Annotated in this window: 23 protein-coding genes and 1 pseudogene; 18 read left to right on the plus strand and 6 right to left on the minus strand. The window is 70.7% G+C overall.

Features of this window, described 5'->3' with window-relative positions; all coding sequences use genetic code 11:
- The first annotated feature begins 70 nt into the window (after positions 1 to 70).
- The 3 genes from rplM to glmM are packed head-to-tail and all read left to right on the plus strand — an operon-like array spanning position 71 to position 2,370.
- Positions 71 to 517 (plus strand): 50S ribosomal protein L13, encoded by a 447-nt coding sequence (gene rplM, locus AC3ENQ_RS03980; RefSeq protein WP_431801945.1) that lies wholly within the window; start codon positions 71 to 73, stop codon positions 515 to 517.
- A gap of 26 nt (positions 518 to 543) precedes the next feature.
- Positions 544 to 1,020, plus strand: a complete 477-nt coding sequence (gene rpsI, locus AC3ENQ_RS03985) for a 30S ribosomal protein S9 (RefSeq protein WP_431801947.1) — start codon at positions 544 to 546, stop codon at positions 1,018 to 1,020.
- Between the two features lie 6 nt (positions 1,021 to 1,026).
- Positions 1,027 to 2,370, plus strand: a complete 1,344-nt coding sequence (gene glmM / locus AC3ENQ_RS03990) for a phosphoglucosamine mutase (protein ID WP_431801949.1) — start codon at positions 1,027 to 1,029, stop codon at positions 2,368 to 2,370.
- A gap of 173 nt (positions 2,371 to 2,543) precedes the next feature.
- Here the strand turns inward: glmM and AC3ENQ_RS03995 are convergent, their stop codons facing one another.
- Positions 2,544 to 3,485 carry a Ppx/GppA phosphatase family protein gene (locus tag AC3ENQ_RS03995; RefSeq protein ID WP_431801951.1) on the minus strand — a complete coding sequence of 314 codons (942 nt, stop codon included), beginning with the start codon at positions 3,483 to 3,485 and terminating at the stop codon, positions 2,544 to 2,546.
- A 233-nt stretch (positions 3,486 to 3,718) separates the two neighbouring features.
- Here AC3ENQ_RS03995 and coaA point away from each other — a divergent pair, with 233 nt between their 5' ends.
- The 12 genes and pseudogenes from coaA to AC3ENQ_RS04055 all read left to right on the plus strand — a co-directional run bounded on the left by coaA (position 3,719) and on the right by AC3ENQ_RS04055 (position 13,953).
- Positions 3,719 to 4,675, plus strand: a complete 957-nt coding sequence (coaA, locus tag AC3ENQ_RS04000) for a type I pantothenate kinase (RefSeq protein ID WP_431801953.1) — start codon at positions 3,719 to 3,721, stop codon at positions 4,673 to 4,675.
- A 59-nt stretch (positions 4,676 to 4,734) separates the two neighbouring features.
- Positions 4,735 to 6,585 (plus strand): glutamine--fructose-6-phosphate transaminase (isomerizing), encoded by a 1,851-nt coding sequence (gene glmS, locus AC3ENQ_RS04005; protein WP_431801954.1) that lies wholly within the window; start codon positions 4,735 to 4,737, stop codon positions 6,583 to 6,585.
- Positions 6,586 to 6,637: 52 nt separating this feature from the next.
- Positions 6,638 to 6,997 (plus strand): ArsR/SmtB family transcription factor, encoded by a 360-nt coding sequence (locus AC3ENQ_RS04010; RefSeq protein ID WP_431801956.1) that lies wholly within the window; start codon positions 6,638 to 6,640, stop codon positions 6,995 to 6,997.
- Positions 6,994 to 7,485, plus strand: coding sequence for an SRPBCC domain-containing protein (locus tag AC3ENQ_RS04015; protein ID WP_431801958.1), 492 nt, complete (start codon positions 6,994 to 6,996; stop codon positions 7,483 to 7,485). Before AC3ENQ_RS04010 ends, AC3ENQ_RS04015 begins: the two co-directional genes overlap by 4 nt.
- A 221-nt stretch (positions 7,486 to 7,706) precedes the next feature.
- Positions 7,707 to 8,060 (plus strand): annotated as a pseudogene (locus AC3ENQ_RS04020) (holo-ACP synthase); the annotation flags it as partial.
- A 158-nt stretch (positions 8,061 to 8,218) separates the two neighbouring features.
- The gene (alr, locus tag AC3ENQ_RS04025) at positions 8,219 to 9,334 is read left to right on the plus strand and encodes an alanine racemase (protein ID WP_431802584.1); all 1,116 of its coding nucleotides are present in this window, start codon (positions 8,219 to 8,221) and stop codon (positions 9,332 to 9,334) included.
- 130 nt (positions 9,335 to 9,464) lie between these two features.
- The gene (gene tsaE, locus AC3ENQ_RS04030; protein ID WP_431801960.1) at positions 9,465 to 9,965 is read left to right on the plus strand and encodes a tRNA (adenosine(37)-N6)-threonylcarbamoyltransferase complex ATPase subunit type 1 TsaE; all 501 of its coding nucleotides are present in this window, start codon (positions 9,465 to 9,467) and stop codon (positions 9,963 to 9,965) included.
- 146 nt (positions 9,966 to 10,111) lie between these two features.
- A complete protein-coding gene (locus tag AC3ENQ_RS04035) occupies positions 10,112 to 10,942 on the plus strand; it encodes an aldo/keto reductase (protein WP_431801962.1) in 831 nt (276 codons plus the stop codon).
- Positions 10,943 to 11,041: 99 nt separating this feature from the next.
- A complete protein-coding gene (gene tsaB, locus AC3ENQ_RS04040; protein WP_431801964.1) occupies positions 11,042 to 11,722 on the plus strand; it encodes a tRNA (adenosine(37)-N6)-threonylcarbamoyltransferase complex dimerization subunit type 1 TsaB in 681 nt (226 codons plus the stop codon).
- Positions 11,719 to 12,219, plus strand: a complete 501-nt coding sequence (rimI, locus tag AC3ENQ_RS04045; protein WP_431801966.1) for a ribosomal protein S18-alanine N-acetyltransferase — start codon at positions 11,719 to 11,721, stop codon at positions 12,217 to 12,219. The genes tsaB and rimI overlap by 4 nt, the downstream gene beginning before the upstream one ends.
- A 139-nt stretch (positions 12,220 to 12,358) precedes the next feature.
- Positions 12,359 to 13,474, plus strand: coding sequence for a tRNA (adenosine(37)-N6)-threonylcarbamoyltransferase complex transferase subunit TsaD (gene tsaD / locus AC3ENQ_RS04050; RefSeq protein ID WP_431801967.1), 1,116 nt, complete (start codon positions 12,359 to 12,361; stop codon positions 13,472 to 13,474).
- Positions 13,471 to 13,953 carry a hypothetical protein gene (locus AC3ENQ_RS04055; RefSeq protein ID WP_431801969.1) on the plus strand — a complete coding sequence of 161 codons (483 nt, stop codon included), beginning with the start codon at positions 13,471 to 13,473 and terminating at the stop codon, positions 13,951 to 13,953. Before tsaD ends, AC3ENQ_RS04055 begins: the two co-directional genes overlap by 4 nt.
- A 217-nt stretch (positions 13,954 to 14,170) precedes the next feature.
- On the opposite strand, the gene AC3ENQ_RS04060 is transcribed toward AC3ENQ_RS04055, so the two are convergent.
- Positions 14,171 to 15,376, minus strand: a complete 1,206-nt coding sequence (locus AC3ENQ_RS04060; protein ID WP_431801971.1) for a class I SAM-dependent methyltransferase — start codon at positions 15,374 to 15,376, stop codon at positions 14,171 to 14,173.
- A 251-nt stretch (positions 15,377 to 15,627) separates the two neighbouring features.
- On the opposite strand from AC3ENQ_RS04060, the gene groES reads away from it, so the two are divergent.
- The 3 genes from groES to AC3ENQ_RS04075 all read left to right on the plus strand — a co-directional run bounded on the left by groES (position 15,628) and on the right by AC3ENQ_RS04075 (position 18,483).
- Positions 15,628 to 15,924: a co-chaperone GroES gene (groES, locus tag AC3ENQ_RS04065; RefSeq protein WP_431801972.1), complete on the plus strand. Its 297-nt coding sequence runs from the start codon at positions 15,628 to 15,630 to the stop codon at positions 15,922 to 15,924.
- Between the two features lie 188 nt (positions 15,925 to 16,112).
- Entirely contained in the window at positions 16,113 to 17,045 is a 933-nt protein-coding gene (rarD, locus tag AC3ENQ_RS04070) for an EamA family transporter RarD (RefSeq protein WP_431801974.1), read from the plus strand.
- A 169-nt stretch (positions 17,046 to 17,214) separates the two neighbouring features.
- Positions 17,215 to 18,483, plus strand: coding sequence for an ABC transporter substrate-binding protein (locus AC3ENQ_RS04075; RefSeq protein WP_431801976.1), 1,269 nt, complete (start codon positions 17,215 to 17,217; stop codon positions 18,481 to 18,483).
- 196 nt (positions 18,484 to 18,679) lie between these two features.
- Here AC3ENQ_RS04075 and AC3ENQ_RS04080 read toward each other — a convergent pair whose 3' ends face one another.
- From AC3ENQ_RS04080 to AC3ENQ_RS04095, 4 genes are all read right to left on the minus strand, one after another.
- Entirely contained in the window at positions 18,680 to 19,483 is an 804-nt protein-coding gene (locus AC3ENQ_RS04080; RefSeq protein ID WP_431802586.1) for an ABC transporter ATP-binding protein, read from the minus strand.
- A gap of 20 nt (positions 19,484 to 19,503) precedes the next feature.
- Positions 19,504 to 20,379, minus strand: coding sequence for an ABC transporter ATP-binding protein (locus tag AC3ENQ_RS04085; RefSeq protein ID WP_431802588.1), 876 nt, complete (start codon positions 20,377 to 20,379; stop codon positions 19,504 to 19,506).
- A 115-nt stretch (positions 20,380 to 20,494) separates the two neighbouring features.
- Positions 20,495 to 21,484 (minus strand): branched-chain amino acid ABC transporter permease, encoded by a 990-nt coding sequence (locus AC3ENQ_RS04090; protein WP_431802590.1) that lies wholly within the window; start codon positions 21,482 to 21,484, stop codon positions 20,495 to 20,497.
- Positions 21,485 to 21,489: 5 nt separating this feature from the next.
- Positions 21,490 to 22,887 carry an ABC transporter permease subunit gene (locus tag AC3ENQ_RS04095; RefSeq protein ID WP_431801978.1) on the minus strand — a complete coding sequence of 466 codons (1,398 nt, stop codon included), beginning with the start codon at positions 22,885 to 22,887 and terminating at the stop codon, positions 21,490 to 21,492.
- Positions 22,888 to 23,037: the final 150 nt, after the last annotated feature.

Consider the following 23,037-nt stretch of genomic DNA (forward strand, 5'->3'; position numbering starts at 1 on the left):
CCGATACCGCGAACCACCCCGGAGTGGGATTCACGAACCTCTCCGTTCGATTCAAGAAAGCAGCACTACTGTGACGCGCACCTACACCCCCAAGGCCGGTGAAGTGACCCGTGAGTGGGTCGTCATCGACGCGACCGACGTCGTCCTCGGACGCCTCGCCTCGCACGCCGCCCGCATCCTCCGCGGCAAGAACAAGCCCACCTTCGCGAACCACATCGACACCGGTGACTTCGTGATCGTCATCAACGCCGAGAAGGTGGCCCTCACGGGCCAGAAGCTCCAGAAGAAGATGGCCTACCGCCACTCGGGCTACCCGGGCGGCCTCACGGCGACCTCCTACGCCGAGCTCCTCGAGAAGAACCCGGTCCGCGCCGTCGAGAAGGCGATCCGCGGCATGCTCCCCAAGAACAGCCTGGGTCGCCAGCAGCTGTCGAAGCTGAAGGTCTACGTCGGTGCCGAGCACCCGCACGCTGCCCAGCAGCCCACCCCCTACACCTTCGACCAGGTCGCCCAGTAAGCGCCGCCGACCACAAGGAAACGAACATGGCTGACCCCATCGACCAGGCTCCCGAGTCCTACACCACCGAGAGCGCGCCCGTCGAAGCCGCCGCGACGCCCCGCGCCGTGCTGTCCGTCCCCGGCTCCGCCGTCGGTCGCCGTAAGCAGGCCATCGCCCGCGTGCGTCTCGTCCCCGGCACCGGCACCATCACCGTCAACGGTCGTGAGTTCGAGGACTACTTCCCGAACAAGCTGCACCAGCAGCTCATCACCGACCCCTTCACCCTCCTCGAGCTCACCGGCGCGTACGACGTGATCGTCCGCATCTCCGGCGGTGGCCCCTCGGGCCAGGCCGGCGCGCTGCGCCTCGGCATCGCCCGTGCGCTCAACGAGATCGACGCCGAGAACAACCGCCCGGCGCTCAAGAAGGCCGGCTTCCTCTCGCGTGACGCGCGCGTCATCGAGCGCAAGAAGGCCGGTCTCAAGAAGGCCCGCAAGGCTCCGCAGTACTCGAAGCGCTAAAGCTTCATGGCGCTGTTCGGAACGGACGGTGTGCGGGGCCTCGCAAACGGCCCCCTCACCGCCGATCTGGCGCTCTCCCTGGCCCAGGCGACTGCCGTCGTCCTGGGCCAGGGGCGTATCGCCGAAGCACGCAAAGCCGCCGGCAAGCGGCTCACCGCCGTCGTTGCGCGCGATCCGCGTGTCTCGGGCGAGTTCCTCACCGCCGCCGTCGCGGCAGGTCTGGCATCCTCCGGCGTCGACGTGATGGATGCCGGTGTCATTCCCACGCCCGCTGCGGCGTTCCTGATCTCCGACATCGACGCCGACTTCGGCGTCATGATCTCGGCATCCCACAACCCCGCCCCCGACAACGGCATCAAGATCTTCGCGCGCGGCGGGGTGAAGCTGCCCGACGTCGTCGAGGAGCGCATCGAAGCGGCCCTCGCCTGGCCGAAGCTGCAGCCGACCGGCGCCGAGGTGGGACGCATCCGCCGGTTCTCGGATGCCGAAGACCGCTACGCGATCCACCTGCTCGCCTCCCTCCCGCATCGCCTCGACGGCCTGCACGTCGTGCTCGACTGTGCCCACGGTGCCGCGTCGGGCGTCTCCCCGCAGACGTTCAGCGATGCGGGCGCCAAGGTCACGGTCATCGGGGCCGATCCCGACGGCATCAACATCAACGACGGCGTGGGCTCGACCCACCTCGACAAGCTCGCCGCGGAGGTCGTGCGCACCGGTGCCGACGTCGGCATCGCGCACGACGGCGACGCCGATCGCTGCCTCGCGGTCGACGCGAACGGCGCCGTCGTTGACGGTGACCAGATCATGGCGATCCTCGCGGTCGCGATGAAGGAGCGCGGAGCGCTCCGCAGCGACACGCTGGTCGCGACCGTGATGAGCAACCTGGGGCTGCACCGCGCGATGGCCGCGCAGGGCATCGCGATCGAGACGACGTCGGTCGGCGACCGCTACGTGCTGGAGCGCATGAACGAGGGCCGGTTCTCGCTCGGCGGCGAGCAGAGCGGCCACGTGATCATGAGCGAGTTCGCGACCACGGGTGACGGTGTGCTCACGGGCCTGCACCTGGTCGCCGAGATGGCCCGCACCGGCAAGACGCTCGCCGAACTGGCATCCGTCATGACCGTCTTCCCGCAGGTGCTCGTCAACGTCCGCGGTGTGGAACGCTCGCGCGCCGGCGACCCCGACGTGGTCGCGGCCGTGGAGGTGGCCTCCGCCGCGCTGGGCGACACCGGGCGCGTGCTGCTGCGCCCCTCGGGCACCGAGCAGATGGTGCGCGTCATGGTCGAGGCCGAATCGTCCGAGACCGCCGAGCGCATCGCCGGCGAACTCGCCGACGTCGTGCGCGGCTGACCGCGGGAGGGGCTGCGCGGCGGGGGGCGGTTGCGCGACCTGCGGCGCGGCTTCCGCTCGCGAATCACCGCCGCTTTCGCGAATCACCGGTGGTTGCGCGCTAATCCGGCGGTGACTCGCGCATCGAGCGGTGATTCGCGAGCCTGAGGGCGGGCGGCGGCGGCGCGAGCGGGTCAGGCGGGTTCGGACCAGCTCAGCGACTCGATGTAGCGCAGCAGCACGCCTTCGCGCAGCGCCCAGGGGCTCACCTCGAGCTCGTCGATGTCGAGCGCCGTCATCGCGGTGTGCAAGACGACGGCGGCCGCGACGATCTGGAAGGTTCGGTCCGCCGTGATGCCCGGCAGTTCCTGACGGGCGGATGCCGGAAGGCGCGCGAGCCGGGGAATCCACGAGCCGAGCGCGGCGCGGGGGAGGAGCATCCGCTCGCTTCCCGACCACCCGGGCACGGGGTACCCCGCGAGTTTCGCGAGCGACCGGATCGCCTTCGACGATCCGACGACATGGTTCGGTCGCGGTTGATCGGCCATGAGGGCGACGACGGGAGCCAGGGTCGCGCGCGCATGCTCGCGGAGCACCTCTACGGCATCCTCGCCCGGCGGATCGTCCGGCAGGAACTCGATCGTGGTGCGTCCCGCCCCGAGCGGCACGGATGCCGCGACGTCGGGCAGCTCGTCGGAACCCGCCGCGATCTCGAGCGACCCGCCGCCGATGTCGAAGAGGAGGATCTGCCCCGCCGACCAGCCGAACCAGCGCCGGACCGCGAGGAACGTGAATCGCGCCTCCGTCTCGCCGCCGAGCACCTGGAGGTCCTGGCCGAGGGCTTCCTCGATGCGGGCGATGACCTCGGGCCCGTTCGTCGCCTCGCGGACGGCGCTCGTCGCCGTCGCGAGGAGCTCGACGACGTTCTCGGACTGGGCGACCTCGCGCGCTTCGCGCACGGCATCCACGAGCGCGCGGATGCCGGCCTCGCTGATCGCCCCATCGGGCTCGAGGTAGCGCATGAGGCGCAGCACGGTGCGCTGGCTCGTCGTCGCGAGCGGGCGACCGCCCGGGTGGACATCGGCGACGAGCAGGTGCACGGTGTTGGAACCGATGTCGAGGACCCCGAGGCGCATGGAGCCAGGCTATCTAGCGGCCTCGGCATCCATGCGCGCGCTTCTCCCTGCTGCTCCCTCCTCTCATCCGTCCGGCTCGCGAATCACCGCCGCTTTCGCGAATCACCACCGGATGCACGCGAATCCACCGGTGACTCGCGATTCTGACGGTGATTCGCGGGCCAGAGGCGGGCCAGGGGCGAGTCAGGGGTGCGGGGGAGAGGGCGGGGCGGGAGACGGATAGACTCGGCGCGATGTCCACCGATGAACAGGCCGAGCCGGCAACCGACATCGCCTCGCTGTACCGCGAGGTCGATCGCGCGGAGTGGGCCGCCCTCGCCCCGGGTGTGCCGAACCCGCTCACCGAGACCGAGGTCGTGCAGCTGCGCGGCATCGGAGACCGCCTCGACCTCACCGAGGTGCGCGAGGTCTACGTGCCGCTCAGCCGGCTGCTGTCGGCGTACGCCGAGAACACGAAGCGGCTCGGCGCCGAGGTCTCGGCGTTCCTGCGCGAACCCGACACGACCACGCCGTTCGTCGTCGGCGTCGCGGGATCGGTCGCCGTCGGCAAGTCGACGGTCGCGCGCCTGCTACGCGAGCTCATGAGCCGCTGGCCGGGCACGCCCCGCGTCGAACTCGTCACGACCGACGGCTTCCTCTACCCGAACGCCGAACTCGAGCGCCGCGGCCTCATGGGGCGCAAGGGCTTCCCCGAGTCGTACGACCGTCGCGCGCTCGTCCGCTTCCTCACCGACGTCAAGTCCGGTGCCGACGAGGTGCGCGCCCCGTTCTACTCGCACGTGCGCTACGACATCGTCCCCGACGCGCACGTCACCGTCCGCCGCCCCGACGTCGTCATCGTCGAGGGCCTCAACGTGCTCTCCCCGCCCCCCACACCCAACGACCTCGCGGTGAGCGACTTCTTCGACTTCTCGATATACGTGGATGCCGATGAGAACGACATCCAGCAGTGGTTCGTCTCGCGCTTCCTCGCCCTCCGCGAAGGCGCGTTCACCAACCCGAGCTCGTTCTTCAACGTGTTCGCGTCGCTCTCCGACGACGAGGCGATCGCAATGGCGACGGGAATCTGGAACGAGATCAACCTCCCGAACCTCCGCGAGAACGTCGAGCCGACCAAGCATCGCGCCACCCTCGTGCTGAAGAAGGCCGCCGACCACGCGGTGGAGACGGTGCTCCTGCGGAAGCTCTGACCGGTGCGCGCGCGGTTTGTCAGGATGCCGCGCAAATCCGCGACATTACCCTTGAGCACATGTGTGGAATCGTCGGATACGTGGGCCCGCGTGACAGCCAGGCCATCCTCCTCTCGGGGCTCGCCCGGCTCGAGTACCGGGGCTACGACTCCGCCGGCATCGCGGTGATCGACGCCGAGGGCGACCTCGACATGCGCAAGCGCGCCGGCAAGCTCCAGGTGCTGCGCGACGATCTGTCGGCCCACCCGATGCCCGACGGCACCACGGGCATCGGCCACACCCGCTGGGCGACGCACGGCGGACCGACGGATGCCAACGCGCACCCGCACCTCGCCGACGAAGACAAGCTCGCCGTCATCCACAACGGCATCATCGAGAACTTCGCCGAGCTCAAGGCCGAGCTCCTCTCCCTCGGCTACACCTTCCGCTCCGAGACCGACACCGAGGTCGCCGCCGTCCTCCTGGGGCACGAGTACCAGGCATCCCGCGATCTCGTCGCGGCCTTCCGCTCGGTCGTGTCGCGCCTCGAGGGGGCCTTCACGCTCCTCGCGATGCACCAGGACGAGCCGGGTCTCGTCGTGGGCGCGCGCCGCAACTCGCCCCTCGTGATCGGGCTCGGCGAGGGCGAGAACTTCCTCGGATCCGACGTCGCGGCCTTCGTCGAGCACACCCGCAGCGCCCTCGCGATCGGGCAGGACGAGATCGTCGCGATCACCCCCGCCGGTGTCACGGTCACCGACTTCGCCGGCGCCCCGGTCGAGGTCGAGCCTTTCGAGGTCGTGTGGGACGCGTCGGCGGCCGAGAAGGGCGGCTGGTCGTCGTTCATGGCGAAGGAGGTCTCCGAAGAGCCCGAGGCCGTCGCCAACACGATCCGCGGCCGGGTGCAGGACGGCCAGGTCGTGATCCCGGAGCTCGACGGATTCGACGACCTGCTCACCGGCATCCGCCGCATCATCGTCATCGCCTGCGGAACCGCCGCCTACGCCGGGCAGACCGGCGCGTACGCGATCGAGCAGTGGACCCGCGTGCCGGTGTCGGTCGAGCTCGCGCACGAGTTCCGCTACCGCGACCCCGTGCTCGATGACGGCACGCTCGTCGTGTCGATCTCGCAGTCCGGCGAGACGATGGACACGCTCATGGCGGTCAAGTACGCGCGCGAGCGGGGCGCGAAGACGCTGTCGATCTGCAACACGCAGGGCGCGACGATCCCCCGCGAATCGGATGCCGTCATCTACACGCACGCCGGCCCCGAGGTCGCCGTCGCCTCGACGAAGGCGTTCGTCGCGCAGATCACGGCGCTCTACCTGCTGGCGCTGCACGTCGGGCGTGTCCGCGGGGTGCTGGATGCCGTGGAGGCGGCCGACCACGTCCGTGAGCTCGAGGCGGTGCCGGCGAAGATCCAGCGGATCCTCGATGAGGAGCAGACCCACATCGAGCAGTTCTCGCGGTGGATGGCCGACACCCAGTCGGTGCTCTTCCTCGGACGTCACGTCGGGTATCCGATCGCGCTCGAGGGGGCGCTGAAGCTCAAGGAGATCTCCTACATCCACGCCGAGGGCTTCGCCGCCGGCGAGCTCAAGCACGGCCCGATCGCGCTCATCGAGCCGGGGCAACCGGTGTTCGTGCTCGTGCCCTCGCCGCGCGCGTCGGCCGAGCTGCACAAGAAGGTCGTCTCGAACATCCAGGAGATCCGCGCGCGCGGCGCCCGCGTCATCGCCGTCGCCGAAGAGGGGGATGCCGCGGTCATGCCGTTCGCCGACGAGCTGCTGCGCATCCCGCTCGCCGGCCCCTTCTTCGAGCCGCTGCTCGCCGTCGTGCCGCTGCACATCTTCGCGATGGGCCTCGCGACGGCGAAGGGCCTCGACGTCGACCAGCCCCGCAACCTCGCGAAGTCCGTCACGGTCGAGTGATCGCGCGAGGCCGGGCCTTGACCACATAAGTCGTGGCTTATATAGTCTCGTTATGCATGAGTTCGAGGTCCTGGCGGATGCCGTGAGGCGCAAGCTCCTCGCGGTGCTCGCGGTCGGCGAGCAGCCCGCGGGAACGCTCGTCGACATCGCGCGGAGCGAGTTCGGGATCTCGCAGCCCGCGGTGTCGCAGCATCTGCGCGTGCTGCGCGACAACGGGTTCGCGACCGCCCGCGCCGAGGGCGCGCGCCGCGTCTACGCGCTCGACCCGGCGGGGCTCGACGCCGCCGAGGCGGAGCTCTCGCGGTTGCGCGACCCGCTCGGCCAGCGCCTCGACGCTCTGCACACCGAGATCGCGCGCGGCCGGCGGGCGGCGCGCACGGGCGAAACGGCGACCACCGAGGAGGCATCATGAACGCGACCATCGAGAAGTCCGGCGACCGCTACCGGCTCGTCTACGACGAGGTCTACGCCACCGACGCGGACGACCTCTGGCAGGCGATCACCGATCGCGCGCGGCTCGCGCGCTGGATGGCCGACTATTCCGGCGACCTCCGCCTCGGCGGGTCGTGGGAGGTCGCGAGCGACGACGATCCGGGCACGTCATGGGGCCGTGGCACGGTGACGGCCTGCGACGCGCCGCGCTCTTTCACGACGACCTGGCACGCGACCGGCGAGGACGAGACCGAACTCGTCGTGCGCCTCGAACCGGCCGAGGGCGGCACGCGGCTCGTGCTCGAACACTCCGGCATCCAGTCGATCTTCTACGGTGCCGGCTGGCAGACGTACCTCGAGCGACTCGCCGACGACCTCGCCGGCCGCGCCGTCGGGGGAGAGGATGCCTGGCAGGCGCGCTTCACCGAGCTGTCCCCCGCCTGGTCCGAGCGCTTCACCGCACTCTGACCCACCGCCCCTCCCGCTCTCTTTCTCTGCCTGCCCGCCCGCCCCCCGCTCTGGCCGCGAGAGTGCATCTCCGCCTCGACACTGCGGTCAGTGGCCGCTGTCTCGCCCCGCAGATGCAGTCTCGCGGTCGAGGATGGGTGGGGCCGAGGAGGGGGGGGCACGGGGGTGGGGTGGGTAGGCTGGCGGAGGCGGACGAGGAGCTCGATCAAGAGGGGGATGCCGTGATCATCGGAATCGGCGTCGACCTCGTCGACATCCCGCGTTTCGAGCGCGCGCTCGCGCGCACCCCGCGCCTCGCCGAGCGGCTGTTCGCCCCCGCCGAGCGCACTTTCAAACCCCACTCGCTCGCCGCACGCTACGCCGCGAAAGAGGCGCTCATCAAGGCGCTCGGCGGCTCGGACGGCGTCCACTGGACCGACATCGAAGTCGCCTCCGAGCCGAGCGGGCGCCCCGTCTTCGCGCTGAGCGGCGAGACCGCGGCAACCGTCGACGGGCGCGGCATACGGGCGTTACACCTCTCGCTCAGTCACGACGCGGGACTTGCGACGGCGTACGTCGTCGCGGAAGGGCCAGCGGGTGCGGCGGCCGCGGGCGAAGGGCCCGGCAGCGGCGCCGCGGCCGCAGGCGAAGGGCCCGGCGGCGCCGCGGGCGCAGGCGAAGGGCCCGGCGGCGCCGCGACGGAAGGGGCCACCGCCGCAGGCGAGCGGCCGGCGGGAGCCGCCACGTGAGCCGGATGCCGGAGGGCGTCCTCCGCGAAGCCGCCATCGACACCTCGGCCATCACCGCGAACGTGCGGCAACTTCGCCGACTCACCGACTCCGAGATCATCGCCGTCGTCAAGGCCGAGGGCTACGGCCACGGCGCCGTGCGCTCCGCCGCGGCGGCGCTCGCGGGAGGCGCGTCCCGCGTCGGGGTCGCCGACATCGCCGAAGCCCTCCACCTGCGCCGCGGCGGCATCGACGCGCCGATCCTCGCGTGGCTGCACGCGCCCGGCGCCTCGTTCGCCGAGGCGGCGGCGCAGCGGCTCGAGCTCGGCATCTCGAGCTTCGACCAGCTGCAGGCTGCGGCATCCGTCGCCGCGCCGGGGCGCCCCGTCGTCGTACACCTGAAGGTCGATACGGGGCTCGGACGCAACGGCATCGCGCCCGCCGACTACGGCATCGTGTTCGCCGAGGCCGCGCGGCTCGAGCGCATCGGCAAGATCGAGGTCGTCGGCCTCTTCAGCCACCTCTCCAACACGAGCGCCGACGACGACCGCGTCGCGCTCTCGCGCTTCACCGTCGCGACGGCGGCCGCCGCGGCGCAGGGCCTCGCCCCGCGGGTGCGCCACATCGCGGCATCCCACGCCGCCCTCTCCCTCCCCGAGTCGCGCCTCGGCTGCGTGCGCCTGGGCATCTCGATCTACGGGCTCTCACCGTTCCAGGACCGCACGTCGGCCGACATGGGCCTGCGCCCCGCGATGACCCTGCACGCGCCCGTCGCGGCCGTCCGACGCGTGCCGGCGGGGCAGGGCGTGTCGTACGGCTACACGCATCGGACGGCTGCCGAATCGACACTCGCGCTCATCCCGATCGGCTACGCCGACGGGGTTCCGCGGAACGCGTCGGGCGCCGGCGCCGTTCGCATCGGCGCGCGCACCTACCCGGTCGCGGGGCGCATCGCGATGGACCAGTTCGTCCTCGACGTCGGCGATGACCCGGTGTCTGTCGGCGACGAGGCGGTGCTCTTCGGCGACCCGACGATCGGCGACCCGCCGGTGGAGGCGTGGGCGGACGCCGCCGGCACCATCAACTACGAGATCGTCACGCGCATCGGCCCGCGCGTGCCGCGGCGGGAGGTGCGCGGATGAGTGACCTTCTCCGGGCGGTGCGTTCGGTTCGCAGGACATTCAGGTCGGCTGCGGCCGCCGACCCGCGGAATTCTAGGGCGCGCCGTGGTCGGCTGTGCGATTTCTCCTGCGAACCGAACGGCGCGCGGCGGTGAGCGGCCTCGACGCCTTTCTCGGCGACCGCGAGATCACGTCGCCCGCCGAGATGGAAGCCCTCGGTCGCCAGTTCGGCGAGGCGCTGCGGGCGGGCGACCTGGTCGTCCTGACGGGGGCGCTCGGCGCCGGCAAGACGACGCTGACGCGGGGGATCGCCGAGGCGCTCGACGTCCGCGGCCGCATCCAGAGCCCGACGTTCGTCATCGCCCGCACCCACCCGTCGCTCGGCGACGGGCCGGCCCTCGTGCACGTGGATGCCTACCGCCTCGGCACCGACGGCGAGCTCGACGACCTCGACATCGACTTCGCCCACTCGATCGTCGTCGCCGAGTGGGCGGCGCCGTTCGCCGCCGCCGTCGCCGACCACTGGTGGGAAGTCGAGATCGACAGAGAGTGGAACGGCCGCGGCGTCGACAGCGCCTGCGGCACGTTCGGACACGGCGAAGATCTCGACGCCGAGACGCCGCGGCTCGTGCGGGTGAGCCGCCGTCCCTGAGGCGCCGACCCTGAGCCGCCGACCCTGAGCCGCCGTCCCTGAGCCGCCGTCCCTGAGCCGCCGTCCCTGAGGCGCCGACCCGAAACGCCCCACGTTCCGAGGGTCGCGCCGGCCCACGGCATCCGCCGACGTGACAGGCTGGAGACATGACGGTTCCGCAGATCACTCTCAACGACGGCCACACCATCCCGCAGCTCGGCTACGGCGTCTTCAAGGTCGACCCCGAGGAGACCGAGCGTCTCGTCTCGCTCGCCCTCGAGACCGGCTACCGGCACATCGACACCGCCGCGGTCTACGGCAACGAGGAGGGCGTGGGCCGCGCGATCGCGTCGAGCGGCATCCCGCGCGACGAGCTCTTCATCACGACGAAGCTCTGGAACAGCGAGCAGGGATCCGCGCGTGCGCGCGCCGCCATCGAGACGAGCCTCGAGAAGCTCGGCCTCGACCGCGTCGACCTGTACCTCATCCACTGGCCGCGCCCCGACCTCGACCTCTACGTCGAGACCTGGCGGCAGCTCGAGACCTTCCGCGACGAGGGCCTCGCGACCTCCATCGGCGTCTCCAACTTCCACCGCCCGCACCTCGAGCGGCTTCTCGCCGAGACCGAGACGGTCCCCGCGGTCGACCAGGTCGAGCTCCACCCCGCGTTCGCGCAAACGGAGCTCCGCACGTATCTCGATGACCACGGCATCCGCACCGAGGCGTGGGGTCCGCTCGGTCAGGGAAAGTACGACCTCTTCGGCGAGCCGGCGGTCTCAGACGCCGCGGCGGCGCACGGCGTCACGCCCGCGCAGGTCGTGATCCGCTGGCACCTCGACCACGGCACGATCCTCTTCCCGAAGTCGTCGACGCCCGAGCGCATCGCGCAGAACTTCGACGTCTTCGGCTTCGACCTCACCGCCGACGAGGTCGCCGCGATCGACGCGCTCGACCGCGGCCAGCGCGTGGGCTCCGACCCCGACACCGCGACCTTCTGACGCGCGGGGCAGGGCGTCGGCCGAGGGCGCGTGTATGACCGCGTGCCCGGCCGGCGCCCGCCCAGCCCGCACCCGGAACGGCCCGGTACCCTGGAGGGTGTGATCCTCGGCATCGACACCTCGCTCGGCACGGCCGTCGCCGTCGTCGAGAGCGACGGGGTCGTGCGGGCCGAGGCATCCAGCGACAACCCTCTCGCCCACGCCGAGGTCATCGGTACGCTCCTGCAGAACGTGCTGGCGGATGCCGCGCACGGCGCGATCGGGCAGACGGGCGCCCCCGAGCCCGTGAGGTTGACACATGTCGCTTCCGGCATGGGTCCCGGACCGTTCACCGGACTGCGGGTCGGCATCGCCGCGGCGCGCGCCTTCGCCCTCGGGCGCGGGCTTCCCGTCGTCGCGGTGCCGAGCCACGACGCGGCGGCGCTCGCCGTCTTCCTCGGGGAGGCGCTCGCCGACCCGTTCGCCGACGTGCCTCGCTTCGCGATCGTGACCGATGCGCGCCGCCGCGAGTTCGCCTACTCGGTCTACGACGGCATCGACGACGACGGCATCCCGGTGCGTGTGGCCGGCCCCGCTCTGACGCCGCGTGACACGATCGACGACGTCCTCGAAGGGCTGGGCGCGGCGCGCCGCGACACCCACGCGATCTCCGCCGCGATGCTCGCCACCCTCGCCGGCCGCGCCGTCGCCGCCGGCCGTGTCCTGTCCGGGTCCGAGCCGCTCTACCTCCGCGCGCCCGACGTGACGCTCCCGGGCGCCGGCAAGCGGGTGAGCGCATGAGCACGCTCCGCTCCGCCACCGCCGCCGACCTCGACGCCATCATGGCGATCGAGCGGGCGTCGTTCGCGTCGGATGCCTGGAGCGACGCCGTGATGGCCGCCGAGCTCGCCTCGCCGCACAACCACTACCTCGTCGCCGAGCGTGCCGGGCGCATCGAAGGCTACGCCGGCCTGCGCGCCCCGGCAGGAGCGAACGACGGCGACATCCAGACCATCGCGCTGGCGGCATCCGCGCGCGGCCGCGGCACGGGACGCGCGATCCTCGAGGCGCTGATCGAACTGGCATCCGTGCGGGGGGTCCGGAACGTCTTCCTCGACGTCCGCGACGACAACACGGTCGCGCAGCGGCTGTACGCGTCGGAGGGATTCCGCGAGATCGGCCGCCGCGCCAACTACTACCCCTCCGACGGTGTCGATGCGATCGTCATGCAGCTCGACGTGCGCGCGTGGTCCGCCGCGCGCGCCGTCGACCCGGCCGATGCGGGGGCGTGCACATGAGCGGAACGGGCAGGGCGATCATGCGCGAAAAGCAGGGCGGACCGCGCATGGGGTCGCCCGTGGGACGTGTAACGGCCGTTTCGCCCTGCTTTTGTGACGTGTTCGTCAGTTGTGACGTGTGCGTCGAGAGAGGCCCGTCATGATGGACGCCGAACCCCTCGTCCTCGGGATCGAGACGAGCTGCGACGAGACCGGCATCGGGATCGTCCGCGGCCGGACGCTCCTGTCGAACACGATCGCAAGCTCGATGGACGAGCACGCGCGCTACGGCGGCGTCGTCCCCGAGGTCGCCGCCCGCGCGCACCTCGAGGCGCTGCAGCCCGCGATCGGGGCCGCCGTCGCCGAGGCCGGCATCACCCTCGACGACCTCGACGCCGTCGCCGTGACGAGCGGACCGGGCCTCGCCGGAGCCCTCATGGTCGGCGTCGGCGCCGCGAAGGCGCTCGCCGTCAGCCTCGGCAAGCCGCTCTACGCCGTCAACCACCTCGTCGGCCACATCGCCGCCGACATCCTCACCGGCGACGAGGTCGAGTACCCGACGATCGCACTGCTCGTGAGCGGTGGGCACACGTCGCTGCTGCTCGTGCGCGACCTCGTCTCCGACGTCGAACTGCTCGGCGAGACCCTCGACGACGCCGCCGGCGAGGCCTTCGACAAGATCGCCCGCATCCTCGGGCTCCCCTACCCCGGCGGCCCCGAGATCGACCGCGCCGCGGCGACCGGCGACCCGAACGCGATCCGCTTCCCGCGTGGCCTCTCCCGCGCCTCCGACATGGCCGAGCACCGGTACGACTTCTCGTTCTCGGGGCTCAAGACCGCCGTCGCGCGCTGGGTCGAGCAAGCCGCGGAGACCGGCGCGCCGGTCGACACCGCCGATGTCGCGGCGTCGTTCCGCGAGGCCGTCGTCGACGTGCTCGTCACGAAGGCGCTGGATGCCTGCGACCGCTACGGCATCCCGCGGCTGCTCCTCGGCGGCGGCGTCATCGCGAACCGGCGCCTGCGCGAGGTCGCCCTCGAGCGCGCCGCGGCCGCGGGCGTCGCGGTGCGGATCCCGCCGCTCAGCCTCTGCACCGACAACGGCGCCATGATCGCCGCGCTCGCCGCGCAACTCATCGCGAGCGGGCATCGCCCGTCGACACTCGAGTTCGGCGCCGACTCGACGCTCCCCGTGACCGAGATCCAGGTCGCCGAAGCGGACGACGACGCAGCGGGGCCCGCGCTCGCCGACGCACGTCTCGCCGGACGGATGCCGTGACCGACCCGACCGGCCGCGCGCCGGCATCCGGAGAGCCGGCATCGGAGGCGGGTGCCACGCCCTCCGACACCCCGTCGACGGACGCGCCGTCGCCGGATGTCGTGAACGCGGCGTCCTCCACCCTCCCCGGCGAGCACCGCGGCGGATTCCAGCGCGAGCTCACCGAGCCGGTGCCGATCACCGCGACGAGCCACCTCGAACCCGAGCCCGACGTCCGGTGGGCGCCCGTTCCCGAGGTGCTGCCCCACAGCGCCGGGTGGGCGCTGACCTTCGGCATCCTGGGCCTGATCGTGTCGTTCCTCGTCGGGTGGGGGTTCCTCATCGGGCTCGTGGGCGCCGGGCTCGCGGTCGCCGCGCTGCGGCGGCCGTGGGAGTCGCGCCCCGTCGCAATCTGGGCCCTGTGCCTGAGCCTTCTGTCGGTGATCTACAGCGCCGGATGGCTGAGGTGGGCCTCGACGCAGGGCCCGCTCTTCGGCTGACGCGCGCCGGCGCGGGATCCGCCCTCTGCGGGTGCGGCCGTGACATAACTCAGGCAGATCGGTCGATCTGAGCCCCGGACGCTCGCCGGTGTGCCGTTCTGCCTGAGTTGTGCGATGCGGGCGACGGCAAGCGGCCGGGGCTCGACGCCCCGTGCGCGCGCCCGGGCCCCAGCCGCGGCCGCGCCGCGCCCCGCCGCGCCTGCGCCCCGCGGCCGAGTCAGACCCGATCGGTGAGGAGCGTCAGCCGCGCGGCACCGACCCGCGTGATGATGAGGGTCGCCGAGGCGTCGCCGCGCAGCTTCAGCCGCGTGCGCAGGGTGGCGGGGTCGACGTCGACGCCGCGCTTCTTGATCTCGAGCGTCCCGATCCCGCGCTCGCGCAACGCGCGCCCGAGCGCTTTGACGTCGTTCGGCAGGCTCTCGCGCACCCGGAAGCTCTGCACGAAGGGCGCGAACTCGCCCGTCGCCGCGGCGTCGGACGTGAGGTACGCGATCTTCGGGTCGAGCATGCCGGCGTTGAGCCCGCGGGCGACCTCGCCGATGAGGCGCGCGCGGATGACGGCACCTTCGGGCTCGTGCACGTACGCGCCGAGGTCGCGGACCGCAGCGTCGTCGGCGTCGCCGGATGCCGTGAGCTCGGCCGCCGACACGCCGCGCACGACGAGCGCGCTGCGCCGGACGCCGGGGCGTGCGAGCGGGCCCGTCCAGACGACGAGTTCGATCGTCGAACCGTCCACCGAGATCCACTGCGCCTCGACGGGATGGGAGTCGGAGCCCGCGGGAAGCAGGCTGCGGTCGAAGGCCGGCCCGAGCTTGATGCCCGCCGGCATCCGCTCAGCCAGTCCGAACACCCAGTCGAGGCTCGGCGTCCAGGCATCCGCGCCGACGCGGGTGGTCTCGGTGTGGCCGGCCGTGCGGCGCGCGGGATCGAGCCAGACCGCGTCGATGCCGTCGAGGTCGACCTCTTCGGCGCGCGTGTGGCGCACGGTTGCGCCGAACGGGGCGAGGTTGTACGCGGCGATCGCCGCGGTGATCTCGTCGGCGTCGACCGCGAGCACGTCGAGACCGATCCCCGCGAAGGCGAGGGAGTCGCCGCCGATTCCCGAGCCCAGGTCGGCGACGCGCGTCACCCCGGCGTCGCGGAACCGGCCCGCGTGGCGGGCGCCGATCTCGAGCCGCGTCGCCTGCTCGAGCCCGGCCCGGGTGAACAGCATCCGGTCGGCGAAGGGTCCGAACTTCGCGCGGGCGCGGGTGCGGAGCCGCGCCTGCCCGACCGCTGCGGACACGAGATCGGGTGCGAGGCCTGCCGCGCGCAGCCGCGACACCGCCGCCGCGACATCGTCCGTCGAGTCGAGCGGGCCGAGCTCATCGACCAGGCGCAGTCCCTCGGGGGTGAGCAGGGCGGTGAGCTCGGCGAGGTCCATCCGCCCAGCCTAGGCGCGGGTGCGCTCCGCGCCGCGAGGGAGCTTCGCCTGTCGTACGTCGCGAGCGGGCAGCGGACGCCGCGCACCCGGATCGTGTCACGTCGCGACGCGTCGCCACTCCGCATGGCTGGCACTCGCGTTGCACGAGTGCCAGCCGCGCTCTAGACTTGCCATTAGCACTCCGCCCCTGCGGGTGCTAATCAGTCTTTTCCGTGACCACGGCAGTACGCCGCACCAGAAAGAGGTGAACCGTGTCGGTTTCCATCAAGCCGCTCGAGGACCGCATCGTCATCAAGCAGGTCGAGGCCGAGCAGAAGACCGCCAGCGGTCTCGTCATCCCCGACACCGCCAAGGAGAAGCCGCAGGAGGGTGAAGTCATCGCCGTCGGCCCCGGCCGCGTCGACGACAACGGCAACCGCGTGCCGCTCGACGTCGCCGTCGGCGACCGCGTCCTCTACTCGAAGTACGGCGGCACCGAGGTCAAGTTCGGCGCCGACGAGTACCTCGTGCTCTCGGCTCGCGACGTCCTGGCGGTCGTCGTCCGCTGACGTCCCGTCTCAGAAGGCCCCCGGCTCGTTCCGGGGGCTTTCTGCATTCCCCGGCATCCTTCACCCTTCCCCCGTTCGGCGGGGAGGAGGTGCGAGAAAGGGGAGGTGGCAGGAACTGCGCGCACGTCGGCAGGATGCCGCGGACTCGACGCGCCGGACGGTGTCAGGAGCGTCCTAGGGTTGGACCCATGACACCCGAGGAGTCGGCCCGCGAAGAGACGCTGGGCGGCGTGTACGCGTTCGCCGCGTACTTCCTCTGGGGCTTCATGCCTCTCTACTTCATCCTGCTGGCCCCGACCGGCCCCTGGGAGGTCGTCGCCTGGCGCATCCTGTTCTCGCTGATCTTCTGCGCGCTCCTGCTCACCGTCACGCGCACCTGGCGAAAGCTCGTCGCGATCCTCCGCGACAAGCGGCTCGTGTTCTGGACGATCATCGCCGGCCTGCTGATCTACGTGAACTGGCAGGTGTTCCTCATCGGCATCCTCACCGGCCACGTCATCGAGGGGAGCCTCGGGTACTTCATCAACCCGATCGTGACGGTGCTGCTCGGAGTGCTCGTCCTCGGTGAGCGCCTGCGCCGCGCGCAGTGGGTCGCCATGGCGATCGCGGCGGTCGCCATCATCGTCATCATCGTCGCGTACGGCGCGTTCCCCTGGATCGCCCTCACCCTCGCGGCATCCTTCGGCACATACGGGCTCGTGAAGAAGCAGATCGGCCCGCGGGTGGATGCCATCAGCGGACTCACCCTCGAATCCCTCTGGCTCGCGCCCATCGCGATCGGCCAGCTCGTGGTCGTCGCAGAGACGTCTGGAATCACCTTCGGGAACGCCGGCGCCGGACACGCCGTGCTCCTCACCCTCGCCGGCGCGGTCACCGCGATCCCGCTGCTGCTGTTCGCCGCGGGCGCCCGGCGCGCTCCGCTGACGGTGATCGGGATGCTGCAGTTCGTCGCCCCGATCATGCAGTTCCTCACCGGGTGGTGGCTGCTCGGCGAGCCGATGCCGCTCGAGCGGTGGATCGGCTTCGGCCTCGTGTGGGTCGCGCTCGTGATCCTGACGATCGACTCGCTCCGGCACTCGCGCCGTGGCCGGGGGACGCGCCAGCCCGCCCAGATCGTCTGACCTCCGCGCCGGCGCGCACCCCTCACCGTCGCGCTCGTTATCGCACCGTGATCGTCCTGTTTCACACCGTTAACGCATCGCAACATTGGCGAGATCACCCTCGGGCTAGGTTTGACCCACTGGGGAGGCGCCCGTAGTCCCCCCGTGTTCACTCACAGCAAGGAGCAACATGAGCGTCTTCACGCGTTCAGGTGCTGGCAAGCTCGTCGGCGCGATCGCCGTCACCGCCGCCAGCGCCCTCCTCCTCGCCGGCTGCGCCGGCGGCGGAGGTTCGGCCGAACCCTCCGAGAGCAGCGCTCCCGCAGAGGACCTGACCCTCAAGATCGGCAGCGTGCTGCCCCAGACCGGCAGCCTGGCCTTCCTCGGCCCGCCCGAAGAGGCCGGCGTCCTGCTCGCCGTCAACGAGGTCAACGAGGCCGCCAAGGGTGGACTCACGATCGACTTCACGCCCGGCGACTCGGGCGACGCCGACAACAAGGCCTTCGAGACGACGGTTCCGAAGCTGCAGAACGCGGGCGTCTCCGCGATGATCGGTGCCGCCGCCTCCGGCGTCACCAAGCTCTTCCTCGACTCCAACGTCGCGGCGGGCATCATCACGTTCTCACCGGCCAACACGTCGCCCGACTTCACCGACTGGGACGACGACGGCCTCTACTGGCGCACGGCCCCGAGTGACCTGCTCCAGGGTGAGGTGCTCGGCAACCTGATCGCCGAGGACGGCCACAAGAACATCGGCATCATCTACCAGAACGACGCCTACGGCACGGGCCTGTTCGGCGTGGTCAAGGAGGTCTTCGAGAGCTCCGGCGGAAAGGTCGTCGCCGAGGCGTCCTACAACGACGGCGACAGCTCGTTCGACGCCCAGGTCGCCACGATCGCGGCGGCCCAGCCCGACGCCGTCGTCCTGATCACCTTCGACCAGTTCGCCACCATCGCGCCGCTGCTGGTGAACGCGGGTCAGTCGGCGGAGAACTTCTACCTCGTCGACGGAAACCTCAAGCAGTGGGGCACCGACGTGTCCGTCTCGCTCGAGGGCGCGAAGGGCACGACGCCCGGACCGGTGCTCGAGGACGACTTCAAGGACCGCCTCAACGCGGCGTGGACCGCGGACGGCAACACCGAGCTCGAGGACTACTCGTACTCGGCCGAGTCGTACGACGCGGTCATCCTGCTCGCGCTGGCGTCGCTCACCGCCGGCTCGACCGAAGGCCCCGAGATCGCCAGCAAGCTGCAGGAAGTCTCCGGCGGCTCGGGCGAGGGTGAGAAGTGCACCTCGTACGCCGAGTGCGCCGACATCATCCTCGGCGGCGGCGTGGCCGACTACGACGGCTACTCCGGCCCGATCACGTTCGACGAGAACGGCGACCCGACCGAGGCGTCGATCGGTATCTTCCAGTACGGTGCCGACAACACGCACACCCGCATCGAGACCCGCTGACGCGCGTCTTGTGCACGAAGGGCCCCGGAGAGATCCGGGGCCCTTCCCCTTTGCCCGCTCGCGCCTGCCGCGCACGCCCGACACGCAGAATCGTCCCGCGCGCGCTTTCCGCTCGCGCCGCACACGCAGAACCGGACACGCAGAACCGGACACGCAGAAGGGGGGATGCCTCGGCATCCCCCCTTCTGTCTTCCCGTCAGGACGTCGTCGTGTCGGGGTCGAGCTCTTCCTTGCCCATGTCCTGGATGCCGATGTCCTCGGCGCCCAGGGTGCCCAGGTACAGGCCGATGACCTGCGGGTCGTTGAGCAGCTCGCGGCCGGTGCCCTCGTAGGCGTCGCGGCCCTGGTCGAGGACGTAGCCGCGGTCGCAGATCTGCAGGCAGCGGCGCGCGTTCTGCTCGACCATGATGGTCGTCACGCCCGCCTTGTTGATGTCGGAGACGCGGATGAACGCGTCGTCCTGGCGGACGGGGGACAGGCCGGCGGAGGGCTCGTCGAGAAGCAGCACCGACGGGTCCATCATGAGCGCGCGGCTCATCGCGACCATCTGGCGCTCGCCGCCCGAGAGCGACCCCGCGCGCTGCTTGAGGCGCTTGCCGAGCTCCGCGAAGATCCCGGTGACGAACTCCAGCCGCTCGGCGTAGATCTTGGGGTTCTGGTAGAGCCCCATCTGCAGGTTCTCCTCGATCGACAGCGACGGGAACACGTTGTTGGTCTGCGGGACGAACGCGACGCCGCGGTGCACGAGCTTGTCGGCCTTGAGGCCCACGATCGACTCGCCGCCCAGCGTGATGTCGCCCCCGCGCACCTTGACGAGGCCGAAGATCGACTTGAGCAGCGTCGACTTGCCCGCGCCGTTCGGACCGATGATCCCGATCAGCTCGCCCTTGCGGGCGACGAGGTTCGCACCGTTGATGATGTTGATGCCGGGCAGGTACCCCGCCGTGAGGTCCCTGACCTCGACGACGATGTCGTCGGAGGTCGCGGTCTCCGCCGGCATCCCTGCGCTCTGCGCGACGCTCATTTGTTCTCCTCCTCGGCCTCGGCGACGCCGGCGGCCTCTTCCTCGCGGATGTCCTCGAGCAGCTCCTGCGCCGACTCGTCGAGCTCGCCCGGAACGCGGCCGGTCACGACGCCGAGGTCGACGTCCTGGTGGGTGCCGAGGTAGGCGTCGATGACCGCCTGGTCCTCCATGACGGTGTCGGGCGGCCCTTCGGCGACGACCTTGCCCTCGGCCATGACGACGACCCAGTCGGCGATGTGGCGCACCATGTGCATGTCGTGCTCGACGAACAGGACCGTCACGCCGAGGTCCTTGAGGTCGAGGATGTGGTCGAGCAGCGACTGCGTGAGGGCCGGGTTGACGCCGGCCATCGGCTCGTCGAGCATGACGAGGTTGGGGTCGCTCATGAGCGCGCGGGCCATCTCGAGGAGCTTCCGCTGCCCGCCCGAGAGCGAGGCGGCGAAGTCGGATGCCTTGCTGTCGAGCTTGAACCTCTTCAGCAGGCCGTGCGCCTTCTCCTCGTTCTCCTTCTCCTGGCCGCGCCAGATCGTCGGGAAGAACGCGGGCCAGAACTTCTCGCCCTTCTGCTTCGGGGCGCCCAGCTTCATGTTCTCGAGCACGGTCAGAAGCGACAGCGCCTTCGTCAGCTGGAACGTGCGCACCTGACCCATCCGCGCCACTTTGAAGGCGGGGATGCCGGCGAGGTTCTTGCCGTCGTACGACCACGACCCGGAGTTCGGCTTGTCGAACCCGCAGAGCAGGTTGAACAGCGTCGTCTTGCCGGCGCCGTTCGGGCCGATGAGCGCCGTGATGGCGTTCCGCGGGATCTCGAGGTGCTCGACGTCGACGGCGGTGAGGCCGCCGAAGCGCCGCGTGACGCCGTCGATGACCATGATCGGGTCGGTCTTGGCGACACCCGGGGCGGCGGGACCCTTCGCGAGTCCCGTCGCCTTGGGGCGCTTCACCGAGCCGGTGACGGGGGCGGGCTCAGCGGCCGCCGCGCTCTGCTCACTTGACAAAGGTCATCTCCCTCTTGTCGCCGAGAATGCCCTGCGGGCGGTAGATCACGAGGAGCATGAGCGACACGCCCACGAGGATGTAGCGCAGGGTTCCGGCCTGGATGTCGGTCATCGGCAGCCATCCCGCCCTCGCCATCTCCGGGAGGAGGTTGCCGAGAAGGGCCATCACCATCCAGAAGATCACCGAGCCGAGGGTCGGCCCGAGGATGGTCGAGGCGCCGCCGAGGAGCAGGATCGTCCAGAGGAAGAACGTCAGCGCCGTCGTGTAGCTCGAGGGGATCACCGCCGAGGGCAGCACGTAGACGATGCCGCCGAGGGCGCCGATGACACCACCGAGGATGAGCGCCTGCATCTTGTAGGCGAAGACGTTCTTGCCGAGCGAGCGCACGGCATCCTCGTCTTCACGGATGCCCTTCAGCACGCGGCCCCAGGGGCTCCGCATGAGCGCCCACACGACGAAGATCGACACCGCGAGCAGGATCAGGCCGAACACGACGACCCACAGCTGCTGCGCCGTGAACTGCCACGGGCCCCAGCCGTACCGCTCGCCGCGCGGGAGCACGGGGAACGGGTTCGCCGACTGGAAGTCGCCGTTGTAGTTGCCGAGGCCGTCGGCCGAGTTCGTCCATCTGTCGAAGACCTGCGTGGTGAACAGCAGTCGCACGATCTCGGCCGCCGCGATCGTCACGATCGCGAGGTAGTCGGCCCGCAGACGCAGGGTCGGAATGCCGAGGATGAAGGCGAAGATCGCCGCCAGCACGAGGCCGACCATCATCGCCAGCCACCACGGGAGGCCGAACGTGAGGATCGAGATCGCGTAGCCGTAGGCACCGAGGGCCATGAAGCCCGCCATGCCGAAGTTGAGCAGGCCCGCGTAGCCGAAGTGCACGGCGAGGCCGGTGGCCGCCAGCGCATAGGCGATGGTGACCGGGCTCAGCAGGTAGCTGAGCGTGTTCGAGAGGATGGCGCCCCAATCCATGGCGGTCACCCGAGCCTTTCTTTACGACCGAGCAGACCTTGAGGTCTGATCAGGAGGATCAGGATCAGCACGACGAGCGCTCCCGCGTACTTGAGGTCCGAGGGGATCCACAGCGTGGAGGTCTCGACGACGATGCCGACGATGAGCGAGCCGAGCAGCGCCCCGAACGCCGTGCCGAGGCCGCCGAGCGTGATCGCCGCGAAGATCAGCAGCAGCATCTGGGTGCCCATGTCCCACCGGACGCCCGGGCGGAAGTACGCCCACAGGATGCCGGAGACCGCCGCCAGCACGCCGGCGAGGACCCAGACGATCCGGATGACGCGGTCGACGTTGATGCCCGACGCCGACGCGAGCTGCGGGTTGTCGGAGATCGCCCGCGTCGCCTTGCCGATCCGGGTGCGCAGGAGGAAGAACGCGACCGCGAGGATGATGACGATGCTCACGCCCATGCTGATCAGGTCGATGTACGAGAGCTGGATCGGGCCGATCTGGATCGGGGCGGGGCTCGCGCCGGGCAACTGGTAGGTCTTGCCGCCGATGAAGAACTGGTAGGTGTAGCGCAACGCGAGCGAGAGTCCGATGCTGACGATCATTAGCTGGACGACCCCCAACCCCCGCCTTCGCAGAGGGCGCCACAGCGCGGCATCCATCACGAGTCCGAGCACACCGCCCGCGCCGATCGCGATGATGATCGCCGCCCACAGCGGGAGCATCCACGCCGACGTCGCGACGAGGGTGACGAGCGCCCCCCACGTCACCATCTCGCCGTGCGCGAAGTTCGACAGGCCGGTCGTGCCGTAGATGAGCGCCGCGCCCATCGCCGCGAGGGCGAGCAGGAGTCCGAAGTTCAGGCCGTTGACGAGGCGCACCGCGAGCTGGTCGGCGAACGACTGCGTCACGCGTTCGCCTTCGCCGAGGAAGAGGTTCACGATCTTCGTCTTGGTGAGACCGAACTCCACCTCGAACGACCCGGTCGTGCCCTGCACGGGCTGCAGGCCCTCGGGCAGCTGCGCCGGGTCGACGATGACGCCGTCGGGGAGGGTGTCCTCGTCGATCGTCAGCGTGTACGTGTCCTTGTCGGGCACGTAAAGGCGCCACTTGCCTTCGGTGTCGGTGACGGTCTCGGCATCGAAGCCGCCGCCCTCGACGGAGACGGTCACATCGGCGACCGGCTTGTCGTCGAAGGTGATCACGCCGCCGAAGTAGTAGTCGGTGGGCTCCTGGTCGCCGCCGGGGGTGTCGGGTGCGGCCGCGGGAACGGCGGGGGCCTCCGGGGCGGCGGGTTCTGCGGCGGACGCGGCCCCCGGACTGCTCAGCAGCAGCGTGGCGGCGGCGAGGAACGCCGCCAGGGCCAGCACGATCCACCTCAGTGGAGTCCGCGCAGTGACGGTCGTGGGTCTCAAGAGATCCTCCAGTCCGGCGCACCGGTCGGGTGATGCGGTCGGGGATGCGGGTCGCATCGGCATTGATCAACGACGGTACGAGCGTAATGTGTCGGGCGTGTTTCCGCCTTCCGGTCGGATGTTTCCGGCGGGTCGGAACGGCGGCTTCGG

The sequence above is a fragment of the Microbacterium sp. bgisy203 genome (assembly GCF_057706945.1).

Coding starts and splice junctions, on each gene's coding strand:
- rpsI (WP_431801947.1), top strand. CDS start 544: ATGGCTGACCCCATCGACCAGGCTCCCGAGTCCTACACCACCGAGAGC.
- glmM (WP_431801949.1), top strand. CDS start 1,027: ATGGCGCTGTTCGGAACGGACGGTGTGCGGGGCCTCGCAAACGGCCCC.
- AC3ENQ_RS03995 (WP_431801951.1), bottom strand. CDS start 3,485: ATGCGCCTCGGGGTCCTCGACATCGGTTCCAACACCGTGCACCTGCTC.
- coaA (WP_431801953.1), top strand. CDS start 3,719: ATGTCCACCGATGAACAGGCCGAGCCGGCAACCGACATCGCCTCGCTG.
- glmS (WP_431801954.1), top strand. CDS start 4,735: ATGTGTGGAATCGTCGGATACGTGGGCCCGCGTGACAGCCAGGCCATC.
- AC3ENQ_RS04010 (WP_431801956.1), top strand. CDS start 6,638: ATGCATGAGTTCGAGGTCCTGGCGGATGCCGTGAGGCGCAAGCTCCTC.
- AC3ENQ_RS04015 (WP_431801958.1), top strand. CDS start 6,994: ATGAACGCGACCATCGAGAAGTCCGGCGACCGCTACCGGCTCGTCTAC.
- alr (WP_431802584.1), top strand. CDS start 8,219: ATGCCGGAGGGCGTCCTCCGCGAAGCCGCCATCGACACCTCGGCCATC.
- AC3ENQ_RS04035 (WP_431801962.1), top strand. CDS start 10,112: ATGACGGTTCCGCAGATCACTCTCAACGACGGCCACACCATCCCGCAG.
- rimI (WP_431801966.1), top strand. CDS start 11,719: ATGAGCACGCTCCGCTCCGCCACCGCCGCCGACCTCGACGCCATCATG.
- tsaD (WP_431801967.1), top strand. CDS start 12,359: ATGATGGACGCCGAACCCCTCGTCCTCGGGATCGAGACGAGCTGCGAC.
- AC3ENQ_RS04060 (WP_431801971.1), bottom strand. CDS start 15,376: ATGGACCTCGCCGAGCTCACCGCCCTGCTCACCCCCGAGGGACTGCGC.
- rarD (WP_431801974.1), top strand. CDS start 16,113: ATGACACCCGAGGAGTCGGCCCGCGAAGAGACGCTGGGCGGCGTGTAC.
- AC3ENQ_RS04075 (WP_431801976.1), top strand. CDS start 17,215: ATGAGCGTCTTCACGCGTTCAGGTGCTGGCAAGCTCGTCGGCGCGATC.
- AC3ENQ_RS04080 (WP_431802586.1), bottom strand. CDS start 19,483: ATGCCGGCGGAGACCGCGACCTCCGACGACATCGTCGTCGAGGTCAGG.
- AC3ENQ_RS04085 (WP_431802588.1), bottom strand. CDS start 20,379: ATGGTCATCGACGGCGTCACGCGGCGCTTCGGCGGCCTCACCGCCGTC.
- AC3ENQ_RS04090 (WP_431802590.1), bottom strand. CDS start 21,484: ATGGATTGGGGCGCCATCCTCTCGAACACGCTCAGCTACCTGCTGAGC.